This window comes from Lipingzhangella rawalii (assembly GCF_031628175.1).
GTDB classification, from domain to species: Bacteria; Actinomycetota; Actinomycetes; order Streptosporangiales; family Streptosporangiaceae; genus Lipingzhangella_A; species Lipingzhangella_A rawalii.
On the sequence record NZ_JAVLVT010000003.1, the window covers coordinates 498,108 to 510,191 of the forward strand.

The 12,084-nt window shown below is 69.1% G+C and carries 12 protein-coding genes and 1 tRNA gene; 11 read left to right on the forward strand and 2 right to left on the reverse strand.

The genetic code is table 11. The features are described 5' to 3' along the window. Positions 1 to 69 precede the first annotated feature (69 nt). The 3 genes from RIF23_RS08955 (at position 70) to RIF23_RS08965 (ending at position 1,746) form a co-directional block, all read left to right on the forward strand. Entirely contained in the window at positions 70 to 720 is a 651-nt protein-coding gene (locus RIF23_RS08955) for an HAD family hydrolase (RefSeq protein WP_310911935.1), read from the forward strand. A 1-nt stretch (position 721) separates the two neighbouring features. After that, on the forward strand, positions 722 to 982 hold the full coding sequence (locus RIF23_RS08960) for an HPr family phosphocarrier protein (protein WP_310911936.1): 261 nt from the start codon (positions 722 to 724) through the stop codon (positions 980 to 982). Positions 983 to 1,113: 131 nt separating this feature from the next. After that, on the forward strand, positions 1,114 to 1,746 hold the full coding sequence (locus RIF23_RS08965) for a hypothetical protein (protein ID WP_310911937.1): 633 nt from the start codon (positions 1,114 to 1,116) through the stop codon (positions 1,744 to 1,746). 205 nt (positions 1,747 to 1,951) lie between these two features. On the opposite strand, the gene RIF23_RS08970 is transcribed toward RIF23_RS08965, so the two are convergent. Beyond that, positions 1,952 to 3,361, reverse strand: a complete 1,410-nt coding sequence (locus RIF23_RS08970; RefSeq protein ID WP_310911938.1) for a hypothetical protein — start codon at positions 3,359 to 3,361, stop codon at positions 1,952 to 1,954. Between the two features lie 122 nt (positions 3,362 to 3,483). Between RIF23_RS08970 and RIF23_RS08975 the strand changes: the two genes are divergently transcribed. The 8 genes from RIF23_RS08975 (at position 3,484) to RIF23_RS09010 (ending at position 11,818) form a co-directional block, all read left to right on the forward strand. Continuing rightward, entirely contained in the window at positions 3,484 to 4,146 is a 663-nt protein-coding gene (locus tag RIF23_RS08975; protein WP_310911939.1) for an HAD family hydrolase, read from the forward strand. 24 nt (positions 4,147 to 4,170) lie between these two features. After that, a complete protein-coding gene (locus RIF23_RS08980) occupies positions 4,171 to 4,677 on the forward strand; it encodes a DUF6912 family protein (RefSeq protein ID WP_310911940.1) in 507 nt (168 codons plus the stop codon). Between the two features lie 475 nt (positions 4,678 to 5,152). Beyond that, positions 5,153 to 6,790: an L-glutamate gamma-semialdehyde dehydrogenase gene (pruA, locus tag RIF23_RS08985; protein ID WP_310911941.1), complete on the forward strand. Its 1,638-nt coding sequence runs from the start codon at positions 5,153 to 5,155 to the stop codon at positions 6,788 to 6,790. 289 nt (positions 6,791 to 7,079) lie between these two features. Next, entirely contained in the window at positions 7,080 to 7,319 is a 240-nt protein-coding gene (locus tag RIF23_RS08990; RefSeq protein WP_310911942.1) for a hypothetical protein, read from the forward strand. Then, positions 7,319 to 8,737, forward strand: a complete 1,419-nt coding sequence (locus RIF23_RS08995; RefSeq protein ID WP_310911943.1) for an FtsK/SpoIIIE domain-containing protein — start codon at positions 7,319 to 7,321, stop codon at positions 8,735 to 8,737. Before RIF23_RS08990 ends, RIF23_RS08995 begins: the two co-directional genes overlap by 1 nt. A 2-nt stretch (positions 8,738 to 8,739) precedes the next feature. Next, positions 8,740 to 10,431, forward strand: coding sequence for a replication initiator (locus RIF23_RS09000; RefSeq protein ID WP_310911944.1), 1,692 nt, complete (start codon positions 8,740 to 8,742; stop codon positions 10,429 to 10,431). Continuing rightward, positions 10,428 to 10,622, forward strand: coding sequence for a helix-turn-helix domain-containing protein (locus tag RIF23_RS09005; RefSeq protein ID WP_310911945.1), 195 nt, complete (start codon positions 10,428 to 10,430; stop codon positions 10,620 to 10,622). Before RIF23_RS09000 ends, RIF23_RS09005 begins: the two co-directional genes overlap by 4 nt. Beyond that, on the forward strand, positions 10,622 to 11,818 hold the full coding sequence (locus RIF23_RS09010) for a tyrosine-type recombinase/integrase (protein ID WP_310911946.1): 1,197 nt from the start codon (positions 10,622 to 10,624) through the stop codon (positions 11,816 to 11,818). Before RIF23_RS09005 ends, RIF23_RS09010 begins: the two co-directional genes overlap by 1 nt. A 77-nt stretch (positions 11,819 to 11,895) precedes the next feature. Here the strand turns inward: RIF23_RS09010 and RIF23_RS09015 are convergent. Then, a tRNA-Ile gene (locus RIF23_RS09015) sits at positions 11,896 to 11,972 on the reverse strand. Between the last annotated feature and the right edge of the window lie 112 nt (positions 11,973 to 12,084).

Below are 12,084 nucleotides of genomic sequence, written 5' to 3' on the forward strand. Positions count from 1 at the left end.
TGGGGGTCTCGGTTCGCCGGTCCCCATCCCGGTCGGGGCAGGTGCGGCCACATCGGCGAGGATGGAGCCATGGACGCTGCCGACGCTGTGCTGTTCGACCTGGACGGCACCCTGGTGAACACGGAGCCCCGCAACCGGGCGGTCTGGACGCGCTACCTCGCCGAACTGGGAATCCCCCCGGACGGGATCCTCGACGAGCTGATGGGGCGACGTGGCGCCGACGTGTTCGCTGAGCGACCGGAACTCAGCAGGGGGCGAACCCTGGACGAGGTACGGGCCCGGTTGGCCGACCTGCACGCCCAGCCCGACCTCCCACCCGTCACCCTGCTGCCCACCTCCATAGACTTCCTGCGCACCGTACACGCCTCGGGTGTCCCGGTCGGGGTGGTGACCTCGGCCACCCGGCAGGGTGCGGATGCCATGCTGGACTGGCTGGGGGTACGGGACCTGCTGTCCGGGCTCGTGACCGGGGGAGACGTCACTGTGGGTAAGCCGGATCCCCAGGGATACCTGTACGGGGCACGGACACTGGGAGTGTCACCGCGGCGGACCCTGGCCGTTGAGGACAGTCCCGCCGGAGTGGCCGCAGCCCGGGCAGCCGGCATGACCTGCGTCGCGGTCACAACGACACACGCGCGGGAGGAGCTGGGCGCCGCGGACCGCGTGGTCGCTGCGCTGGACGAGATTGACTGGCCCCCACCCGGTCATGGAGGGGGATGAGATGCACCGCCGGGTCACCGTCACATCCGGTGCCGGTCTGCACGCACGCACCGCCGCCCGCCTCGTGGAGGTGGCGACCCAGGCTGCCGAGGACGTCACGGTGACCAAGGTGAGTACCGGCCGATCGGTGTCCGCCCGCAGTATGCTCAGTGTGCTGACGCTGGACGTGCACTGTGGCGAGGAGATCCTGCTCGAGGTTGGTTCCACGGACGGTGCGCCGCTGTTGGACCGGCTGGCTGCCGCTGTCCAGGAGGATGGCTGAGCGGCGCCGCTGGCGAGGATGCCGCGGGAGGGACGTGTCCCAGGGCCGTGGATCCTGGGCGACCAACCCCTGGGGTGAGTGTCGGGCTCCTGCTAGCCTCCAGGCGAGTCGATCCCCGGGAGGCGCGGCCAATGAGTTACCACGGCAGTCGTCCGGGCTACGGTGGCCCGCCCTCGGGGGGCCAGCCGGGCTGGGGCACGGGAGGTGCAGCGACCCCACCGGGCGCTGCGTGGTACGGAGCGGCCGCTTCAGCCGGCCCGCCGGGTCCGGTCCAGGCGGCGCGGATACTGCTGTGGGTGCAGGGTGGCCTCGCACTGGCCTGTGTGGCCGCGCTTCTGTTCATGGCCGCGGTCGTCCTGTTCGTCACCTTCGTTGCGGGAGCCGTGCTCGGCACCGTGTTCCGGGCAAGTTCGGATCCGGGCCAGGAGCTTCCCGACGGTGTTCCGGAACTCCTGTCACAGCTGGTGCTCTACCTCGGTGTGGGCTTGGGGACACTGCTCGTCGTGTTGGTGGCCTACAACGTCTGTGTTGCGATCCTCACCTTCATCCACGCGGCGCGGTTCTCCCAACGGCGGAGTTCGCTACGCGTCTGGGTTCTGGCCGTGCAGGCCCTACTGGGGGGAGTCACGGTGACGGTCGCCCTGGGTCTCCAGTTCATGCTCGGCGATACCTGGGGGGCGTGGGCCGCACTTTTCGCGGTCGTGCACTGGACAACCTTCGGTCTGTTGCTGACCGGGGCGGCACGCAGCTACTTCCACAACTGACACCGATCCACCGCCTGGGGTCGCCACGGCGCAGAATGCCGGTTCTGCGGGCGTGAGGGGGAGGTCCTGGCCGCCTGTGTTTCCCCGGTTCCCGGCACCACGCGGGTAAGGCGCGCGGGGTCGATGGGGCCGGTGCTGGCCGTCCCATCGACCCCGTCGCAGGGGTCAGCGCCGCGGCCCGTGGTGCGGCGGCTCGCACCGTGGATCAGTGGTCGTGGTCATGATCATCGTCGTGATCGTGATCGTGATCGTGATCGTGATCGTGATCGTGATCGTGATCGTGCTCATGATCATGGTCATCGTCGTGGTCGTCGTGCCCCGCGCCGGAGTGTCCCCCGAGGGGCTCCAGCCCCACGACCGCGAGATCTCCTGGGGTGAGGTCCAGGGCGAGATTGCGGGTGCGGTCGAAGCCGTCTCGCCCCGCCTCGGCTTCCACGAGTTCACCGGTGAAGGGATTGGTGACGTAGACGTGGCTCTCCCCGGGCGCGATCGCGGCGCTGCCGGCATCCAGGTCTGCGGGGATCTCGTCGGTAACCTCGGTGGAGCCGGTGAGCTCGGCCTGGTCCGGGTCGACGCCGTGCAGCGTTCCGTCCCGTGTCAGCACCAGTCCCTGTTCCCAGTAGGGGTCCCAGGCCAGGGCGGCCGCCTCGTCCGGAAGGTCGATCGTGGCGATGTCCTGTTCCTGCGGATCGACCACAGCGATGGCGGAGTCCCCGTACTGTCCGAGCGCGGGACCGGCAGTGTGTGTGGGACCGACCAGCTCCGTGATTGTCGACTCCGCATCGGGGGCGGGGCGATGGTCGAGTTGGTCGTCGTCGTGTCCGTGGACGAGCAGTGCGCCGTCCGTGCAGCCGACCATGACGCCCGGCCCGTCCTCGGTTGCCAGGGTGGTGGCGTTCTGGGGTGCGGGGCAGGGGATGGCATCCGTCAGCTCCTCGCCGTCGGTGTCCACGACGCTGACCTCGTCGTCATAGCCGAGCACCAGGTGCTCCTCCAGGGGGGCGGCGGTCTCGGGGGTGCCTGGGGGATCGACGAGAGTGTGGTCGGGGAACTCGTCTGGAACCTCGCCGTCCATGGTGAGGTGGGCAGCGACGGGGTCACCGTCCGGGTCCGCTCCGAATGCGGTGGCGTACCCGGCACCGGTCACCGCCGCCGTGTCGGCCGCGATGTCGAGCGTTCCGGACACCAGCTCCGGGGCCTCGTTCTCGGGATCGAAGTGCTCACCGTGTGCGACCCAGCGGATCCCGGTGTCCAGCATCCCGACCTCGTCTCCGGCCAGCAGCACGGTTGACCCGACGTCGTCGGTGGCGGTGAGGTCGATTGGCTCCCCGGAGTCGACCGTGAGGGTGTCGATGTCATCCCCGCTGAGGACGTCCACCACGGTGATCTCTGCCGACTCTGCGTCGGCGATAACGAGTCGTGGGCGCGGTGAGGCGTGGGACTCCGCCTCCCGCGGCTCCCAGTCCGACTCGATCGTGGGCGGCGATTGGGTCGCGTCGTTGTCGCCTCCGTCGCCCCCGTCGGCGTCGGAGCCGGCACAGGCGCTGAGCAGGAGAACGACCGGGGACGCGGCCGCCGCCGCGCGCAGCACACCGATGTCCTTAATGAAAACCATTTTCATTGTTCTATCATATCTTGGCGGTACATGTCCCCCCGCCGGTTGTTCGTGGGGTTCGGGTACCGGTACCAAGGGAACGACTGGTGTCCCCGTCGGAGCGACAGGCAGGAGCCGAAACCATGGACAACCCCCGCCGCGGCGTCATCGTCGACTGGGCCGGCGTCCTCACCAGTCCCCTCGCGAGCACGATCGAGGCGTGGATCCGCGCCGAAGGGATCGACGCCGAGCACTACTACTCGGTGATGCGCGCCTGGGCGGGCGATGCCTACCGCGGACACACCCCGGATGAGAATCCGATCCGTGCCCTCGAACGCGGGGAGCTCGCTCCGGAGCGTTTCGAGCGCGAACTCGCCGGGGCGCTACGCCGCACAGACGGATCGGCGGTGAACGCTGACGGCCTGCTGCACCGCATGTTCGCCGGCTTCCAACCGGCGCCGCAGATGTACGCGTTGCTGCGCGAGGTGCGCGCCCAGGGGCTGCGCACCTGCCTGCTGTCGAACTCGTGGGGCAACAGCTACCCACGCGCCGAGCTCGCCTCCGTCTTCGACGCCCTGGTGATCTCCGGAGAGGTCGGTATGCGCAAGCCCGAGGTCGGGATCTTCGAGCACGCCCTTGCCGAGATCGGGCTTGCCCCGCAGGAGTGTGTGTTCATCGACGACATGCGCCCCAACACCGAGGCGGCACAGAGCCTGGGTATGCCGGCGATCCTGCACCGGGACCCGGACACGACGCGCCGGGAGCTGCACGAGACACACCGCCTCGCTCTGGCTCCCACCGCATGAGAACGCCCTGCGCTGCACGGAGCCGTGAGCTTTGGCAGACTCGGGGCGATGCGCGTATACCTTCCCAGTACCCTGCCCGCCCTCGGTGAGATCCTCGCCGAGGGCGGCCTGAACCACGTCGGAACATCGGCCTACGCGGTCACCCCCGCGCTGCGGCACGAGGTGGGGGATGACGCCGAGGAGTTGGCCTACGCCGCACTGTGTGCGGCGGCCGACGCGTCGGTAGACCTGGTGGCCGCGGATCCCCAGGCGCCACGCAGGCGGCTCGTGCTTGCGGCGGATGTGCATGACGACGCCGTTCGACCCGGTGCGCAGGATCCGGAGTCCCCATCCGACGCCACCGGGGACCCGGCCGCGGTGACGGTCCACCAGGCGATTCCCCTGAAGCGGATCGTCTCCGGACACGTGGACGCCCCCGATGCGGACGTGATCGCCGCGGTCGAGCATGCGACCACCACTGGGGAGCTGGAGGTGGTGCAGGACTACGAGTTGCTGTGGTACGCCACCCAGGAACTCGCCGAGCTCTCCTGAAAGCCCCGAACCAGGCGGGACCTGCGTATCCGCGAGCATCCGCGGATCCCAGCCAGCCGGCCCCAACGGTCACCCTCGGTTCCGCACCGCCCCCGAACACCGGCACCGGGACGATGTCCGGGACTGCGGGGGAGGTTCGGGCGCTGCACAGCGCTGGTGCGGCCATCGGTGGTGCCATCGACCGTGGCAGCGCGGATCGGTCGTGTCGAGTCCGAGCGTGGCACCAGGACACGGCGCCGTCGGGTGTGGATGCGGCTGTGCCCCGAACATCGGGGGTGGCGGCAGGGTGGGCCGGGGTGCCCCGTTGTCTGTGGGTCCGGCGCGGCCGGTGGGGATCCGGCGGGTTTCTGCGGTGGCCGTCAATCAATGCGGTACAGGTCGGACGTGACGGGTATGCCAACGGGGTAGTCGCGGTGCCGCAGCCACGAGCCCGGGCACCGCGCATCACTGCGATCCAGCTCAGGAGGCCCACATCATGGACGCTGTGACCACTGTCCCCTCCGCAGTGAACGAGCCCAACCTGCACTACGCACCGGACTCCCCGGAACGGGCACTGCTGGAACGGGAGCTGAAACGGCTCGCGAGTCACGAGCACGACCTCACCCAGACGATCGGCGGCGAGCAGCGCTCCGCCGGCGCTGCCGCCCAGACGATCCCGGCGGTTCAGCCGCACAATCATCGGCATGTCCTCGGCCACATGGCGAACGCCCAACGCTCGGACGTACAGCAGGCCGTGGCTGCGGCGAAGGAAGCGGCCCCCGCGTGGCGGGCGATGTCCTTCGACGATCGTGCCGCCGTTTTCCTGCGTGCGGCGGATCTGCTGGCCGGGCCGTGGCGGCAGACCATTAACGCCGCCACGATGCTGGGGCAGTCCAAGACGATCTGGCAGGCGGAGATCGACGCGGTCTGTGAACTCATCGACTTTCTGCGGTACAACGTGGCCTACGCCCGCCAGATCCACGCGGAGCAGCCCTACAGCCCCCGGGGCGTGTGGAACCGGCAGGAGTTCCGTCCGCTGGAGGGCTTCGTGGTGGCGGTGACTCCGTTCAACTTCACCGCGATCGCCGGAAACCTACCGACCGCCCCAGCCCTGATGGGCAATGTCGTCGTGTGGAAACCCGCCCCCACCCAGGCCCTGGCGGCCCACCTGTTCATGCGGCTGCTGGAGGAGGCCGGCCTGCCCCCCGGGGTGATCAACCTGGTCACCGGGGACGGCAGCGCGGTTTCCGAGGTCGCACTGGCCGACCGTGACCTCGCGGGGCTGCACTTCACCGGATCGGCGGCGACCTTCCAGTACCTGTGGAGCCGGATCGGCGAGAACATCGCGACCTACCGGCACTATCCGCGGATTGTCGGGGAGACGGGTGGCAAGGATTTCGTGATTGCACACCGGTCGGCGAATCCGGATGTGTTGCGTACCGCCCTGATCCGTGGCGCCTACGAATACCAGGGCCAGAAGTGCTCCGCGGCCTCCCGTGCCTACATTCCCCGTTCGGTGTGGGAACGGGTCCGAGACGACCTGATCAGCCAGGTCAAGTCGCTGCCGATGGGCGATGTCAGCGACCTCCGCAACTTCATGGGGGCGGTGATCGACGCCCGCGCCTTCGCCAAGCACGCGACTGCGCTCCAACGGGCCACGTCCACAGACTCCATCACGGTGCATGCGGGAGGTGGGGTCGACGACACCACGGGCTACTTCGTGGAACCCACCATCCTCGAGTGCAGTGACCCGGAGGACGAGGTGTTCACCACCGAGTACTTCGGTCCCATCCTCGCGGTCCACGTCTACGAGGACGGCGAGGACAGCTACCGCACCATGCTTGCGCAGGCCGCGGACGTGGCTCCCTACGCGCTGACCGGGGCCGTTATCGCCGACGACCGGGCGGCGATCGCGCAGGCCTCGGAGGCACTCCGCTTCAGTGCGGGCAACTTCTACATCAACGACAAGCCCACCGGTTCGATCGTTGGCCAGCAGCCGTTCGGCGGTGCCCGGGCCAGCGGTACCAACGACAAGGCCGGATCGATGTTCAACATGATGCGCTGGGTCAGTCCCCGAGCGATCAAGGAGAACTTCGTTCCCCCGACGGACTACCGCTATCCACACATGGGCTGAGGCCCACAGCCGAGAGACCCTCAGCCGGAAGATCGTCGGCCAGCACGGTGCGCACGGTGGCCAGATCTGCGGCGGCCTTGGCGGTATCTCGGCCACGGGCCGAGGGGAGCTGGCCCAGCTGCCCGCGGCCCGTACGGTCCCGCAGACTGGCCTCCTCGAACTCGGTGCGGCGGGCCTGTTCGGGAGGTGGGGGGGGGGGGGGGGCGGGGGCGCCCCCCCCCCCCCCCCCCCCCCCCCCCCCCCCCCCCCCCCCAAACCCCCCCCCCGGCGGGCCCCCCTTACGGTGTCGGTGGCGTTGGTGGAACTCGGTGTCCAGATCGCTGATGGCATTGCCGCCACCGCAACGGATCCCGAGGTGCGGCGCCAGGCGGGGCTGGTGGCTGCGGTGGGCCGTGCTCGGCTCGCGGCCGCCCATGCCGATACGGCCGCCCTGGCGGCTGAACACGCCGCAGTCGAGGCACACCGCGCGGTTGCGGCCTACTCCAGCAGCGGTTCTACCCGTGCGCGCCTATCGGGGGGTGGTCGGTGATGGTGCGTGATCGCGCTTCGGTGACCGAGGTTCAGCCCACCACTCCGGTGCCCGCGCATACGATCCGGTTCACCACTCCGGTGATGCCCACCCCAGCCATCCTGATCCTGGCCCGATGGACCGGCCAGCTCGTGCGCCTGGCGGTGCTGCTACCCGTCCGGTTCCCTCTGGCCACCCTGACCGGACTCGGACTACTGGCTCTAGCCCACGCGGGCGGCTGGCTCGCCCTCGCTCTGGCCGGTACGGCGCTGGCGGTGGTGGTGGGGGTGGGGGCCTGGCGCTGGCCTTCCGCGTTCCGGCGTGTGGTGACGCTGCGGGTGCTGGCGGCGTGGCGGTGGTGGTGGGTGTACCAGCGGAACTGGCAACCCGTCCTGGTGGTGGCGGGGCTGGCTGAGTCCTACCACCAACGCCGCTGGCTGCCCCGCATCCGCCAGGTGGCCTGCACCCCGCAGTCGGACCGAGTGCGGGTGACGCTGGTGGCCGGGACTGCTCCGGGTGATGTGGAACAGCGGATGGCCGAACTTGCCCACGGCTTCGGCGCCCCGTCCTGTCGGGTGGAGGTGTGCGGGCCGCGGGATGTGGTGCTGGAGTTCCCCCGCCGCGACCTGCTGGCCGCACCGATCGGCGCCCTCCCGGTCCCCGACGATCCCCAGGATGTGGATCTGGCCGCGCTGCCCATCGGGCGGCGTGACGATGGCTCGCTGTGGCGGCTGCGGCTGCACGGCACCCACGTCCTGACCGTCGGGGTCACCGGCTCGGGGAAAGGCTCGGTCCTCTGGTCCACCATCCGCGCCCTGAGTCCGGCCCTCCACGCAGGAACGGCACAGGTATGGGCGATCGATCCCAAACGCATGGAACTCGCCTTGGGGCGGGACCTGTTCGCGCGCTACGCCGACACCAGCGACCATGCCGTGAGCCTCCTGGAATCAGCGGTGGCCGACATGCAAGAGCGGGCCGAGCGTTACGCCGGCACCCAACGCTGTCATGTGGCCACCACCACGGATCCGTTTGTGGTGGTGGTGCTGGACGAGGTCGCGTTCCTCACCGCCTACCACCCGGACCGGGACATTCGTCGGCGTGCGGAGAACGCGATCGCCACCCTCACGAGTCAGGGTCGTTCGGTGGGGTTCTGTGTGCTGGCCGCGTTGCAGGATCCCCGCAAGGAGGTGTTGAACCTGCGCAACCTGTTCCCCGACAAGATCGCCCTGCGCCTGGACGAGGCCACCCAGGTTGACATGGTCCTCGGCGACGGGGCACGGGACCGGGGCGCCACTGCCCATCTGATCAACCCCACCCACCCCGGGGTGGCCTTCGTGCGCCTGGACGGCTCCCCCATCCCGGCCCGGGTCCGGGCCGCCTACGTCGCAGACACCGACATCACCGCCATGACCCCCACCAGCACACGGGGGGTGGACTAGCCATGCCCACCCCCACCGGAAAAACCACCCGGGCCGAGCGCCTCGCCCAACCCCTCGCCCGGGATGTGGCCGAGCAGATCGCGGCCGACAAAGGCGTGTGCATTCGGCCGGTGGCCCTACGGCGCACCAACACCACCACCGGACAGAGCGACATCGTGGACGTGCCCTGCGGGGCCACCCGCGAAGCCCGCTGTCCGTCGTGTGCGGCCCGCAAGCGCTCCATCCGCCGGAGCCAGTGCGAAGAAGGCTGGCACCTCGCCGAGGATCCGACCATCACGCCGGATCGCCCGTCCGACGTTCAGCGGGCGTGGATGGAGCGCCGCGCCGTGGTCACCGCGCACCGTGACACGCTGGCGGAGTCCGGCGGGGCCGATCCCGACGAGGTGGCCGCGCTCGATCAGGCCATCGCCGACCTCGACGCCGAGATCACCGCATCCGGCCTGCGCGGCACCGTGACCCGCAGCTCCTCCTCGTCGGGCTCGTCGCGTCGGGTGCGCTCGACCAAGCGACGCCAGGACGCGCCGGACCTGCCCAAGCGACAGATGGCCAAGACCACGGTCGGACGCTCCTACGAGGATCCGGCCACGGGCCGCGCCTTCCGGCCGTCACTGTTCCTGACCCTGACTCTCGATTCCTACGGTCGGGTCACAAGCGACGGCACGCCGGTGGATCCCTCCACGTACGAATACCGGCGGGCGGCTCGGGACGCGCTGCACTTCTCCAAGCTGATTGATCGCTTCGTGCAGAACCTGCGCCGGGTCGCCGGGTTCGACGTGCAGTACTTCGCCACCGTCGAACCCCAACGCCGCCTGGCGCCGCACCTGCACATGGCCACCCGCGGCACCCTTCCCCGGGCCGAGCTGCGCCAGATCGCGGCCGCTACCTATCACCAGGTGTGGTGGCCGCAGGCTGACGAGGCGGTCTATGCGGGCGAGAACCTGCCGGTCTGGGATGAGTCGATCGGGAGCTATGTCGACATGGCAACCGGGGAAGTCCTGCCCACCTGGGACGAAGCGCTCGATGCCCTCGACTCCGCACCTTCGGCAGAACCCATGCACGTGGTCCGGTTCGGGCCGCAGGTCGACGCAAAGGGCATGGTGGCCGGCACCGAGGACGCCGACCGGTGCGTGCGCTACCTCGCCAAATACCTCACCAAGGACATCGCCGAATGCCACGCCGTCGACACCGACGCCCAAGCCCGCCACGTCGAACGGCTCGTGGAAGCCCTGCGGTACGAACCGTGCTCCCCGAAGTGCGCGAACTGGCTGCGCTACGGCATCCAACCCCACGACGCGAAAGCAGGAATGACCCCCGGCTTCTGCCGCAACAAAGCCCACCGGCCCGAACACCTCGGCTACGCCGGGCGCCGCGTCCTCGTCTCCCGCAAATGGTCCGGCAAAACCCTCGCCGACCACAAAGCCGACCGGCTGACCTGGGTCCTCAACACCTTGGGGGTGGATCCCGACGCCGACCCCGACGAGGCGCACGGCGACGGCGCCGCTCCCACGCTCCCTTCGGTCTCCTCCGGCGATCACGCCTGGGAACTCGCCCACCCCACCGACCCCGACGTCCCACCCCGCGAACACCGCCTACTCCGCACCGTCGGCGAAGCACTCAAACGACGCGCCCAGCTCGACGCCTCTCGGCAACAGCGATCCGACGACCTTTCGGCAACTAGAGAGGCTGCCGCATGACCCCCCTTCCGACCACGCGACGCCTGCTGACTGTCCCTGAGGTCATGGACGTGCTGCGCCTCGGGCGCTGGAAGGTCTATGAGCTGATCCGCTCCGGCCGTCTGGAGTCGGTCAAGATCGGGCGCGACCGCCGCATACCGACGGAAGCCCTCGACTCCTTCATCTCCGAGCTACGAGAGGAAGCCGCCTAATGGCCGCGCGCAACTCCGCATCCCCCGACGAGCCGGAAGGGCGCAAGGGCAAGCGCGGACGTGCCAACGGAGAGGGCACGGTCTTCCAGCGCAAAGACGGCCGATGGGTCGCGGAAGCCTACGTGCTCGCCTCGGACGGCTCACTGAAGCGCGTCCAGCGCTACGCCCGTACCCGCAAAGAGGCGTACAACAAGCTCACCAGCCTCCAGGAGAACAGCAACCGCAACGTCGCCGTTCCGGACCGTCCGTGGAAGCTGGGGGAGTACCTCGACTACTGGTTGGAGCATGTCGCCAAGCCCTCAGTCCGCGCGACGACCTACGCCAAGTACGAGCAGACCGTCCGTCTGTACCTGAAGCCCACTCTCGGCAGTCAGCGACTCGACCGGCTTCGCGTCGCCAAGATTCAGACGTTCCTCAACGGGCGACTGAAGGGGGGCGATTCGGTCGCCAAGGTTCACGCCATGCGGACCACCCTCAGTTCCGCGCTGACGCGCGCCATGCGGGAAGAGCTGATCACCGTGAATCCCGCTCGGCTCGTCACGCTTCCGGCAGAATCGCCGGAACGGCTCAAGCCCTGGAACGCCGAGGAGGCGAAGCGGTTCCTCAACCACGCGCGGAACCACCACCTGTATCCGGCCTTCGTTCTCATGCTGCTCTACGGCCTTCGGCGCGGTGAGGTGCTGGGGCTCGCCTGGGATGACGTCGACTTCGAACAAGACGTCATGTCTATACGTCGCCAAATCCAGAGGGTTGATGGCTCGCTCGCGCTTGTAGAGGTGAAGACGCGCGCCGGTCGGCGATCGCTGCCGTTGCTGTCGTGGGCTCGGGATGCCCTGATCCAGCAAGCGGAGTGGCAGGCCCAAAAGCGCCGAAGCGCCGCGAGCACGTGGGAGGAAACGGACCTCGTCTTCACCACCAGAACGGGGCGGGCGATCCAGCCCCGCAGCCTGTCCCGCAGTTTCGAGCGGCTGTCAGAGTCGGCGGGCATGCGCCCGATTCGGCTGCACGACCTACGACACTCGGTGGCCTCGTTGCTCAAGCGCTCCGGCGTCGCTCCGCGCGACGCGATGGAGATTCTGGGGCACAGCCGAATTTCCGTCACCATGGAGATCTATACACATAGCGACGAGTCGACACAGCGGGAAGGGCTCGGGCGACTGGGTGGGACACTCTTCGGCGAAGACGACGGCGCCTGAGACGACGATTCGCAACCACGTTGCTGTCACTACTGCTGTCAAAGGCCCCTGCCGGAAATCCGACAGGGGCCTTCAACTGGTGGGCGTACCTGGACTTGAACCAGGGGCCTCATCCTTATCAGGGATGCGCTCTGACCGTCTGAGCTATACGCCCGCGTTCCGGGGAATACTTTACCGCATCTGGCAGAGTGCAGCGAACGCGCACAGGCGCCCCCACACCCCTATACGCTGCGGTGGGCGGGGCCCAGCCCCCCCCCCCCCCCCCG

Coding starts and splice junctions, on each gene's coding strand:
- RIF23_RS08955 (WP_310911935.1), top strand. CDS start 70: ATGGACGCTGCCGACGCTGTGCTGTTCGACCTGGACGGCACCCTGGTG.
- RIF23_RS08960 (WP_310911936.1), top strand. CDS start 722: ATGCACCGCCGGGTCACCGTCACATCCGGTGCCGGTCTGCACGCACGC.
- RIF23_RS08965 (WP_310911937.1), top strand. CDS start 1,114: ATGAGTTACCACGGCAGTCGTCCGGGCTACGGTGGCCCGCCCTCGGGG.
- RIF23_RS08970 (WP_310911938.1), bottom strand. CDS start 3,361: ATGGTTTTCATTAAGGACATCGGTGTGCTGCGCGCGGCGGCGGCCGCG.
- RIF23_RS08975 (WP_310911939.1), top strand. CDS start 3,484: ATGGACAACCCCCGCCGCGGCGTCATCGTCGACTGGGCCGGCGTCCTC.
- pruA (WP_310911941.1), top strand. CDS start 5,153: ATGGACGCTGTGACCACTGTCCCCTCCGCAGTGAACGAGCCCAACCTG.
- RIF23_RS08995 (WP_310911943.1), top strand. CDS start 7,319: ATGGTGCGTGATCGCGCTTCGGTGACCGAGGTTCAGCCCACCACTCCG.
- RIF23_RS09000 (WP_310911944.1), top strand. CDS start 8,740: ATGCCCACCCCCACCGGAAAAACCACCCGGGCCGAGCGCCTCGCCCAA.
- RIF23_RS09005 (WP_310911945.1), top strand. CDS start 10,428: ATGACCCCCCTTCCGACCACGCGACGCCTGCTGACTGTCCCTGAGGTC.
- RIF23_RS09010 (WP_310911946.1), top strand. CDS start 10,622: ATGGCCGCGCGCAACTCCGCATCCCCCGACGAGCCGGAAGGGCGCAAG.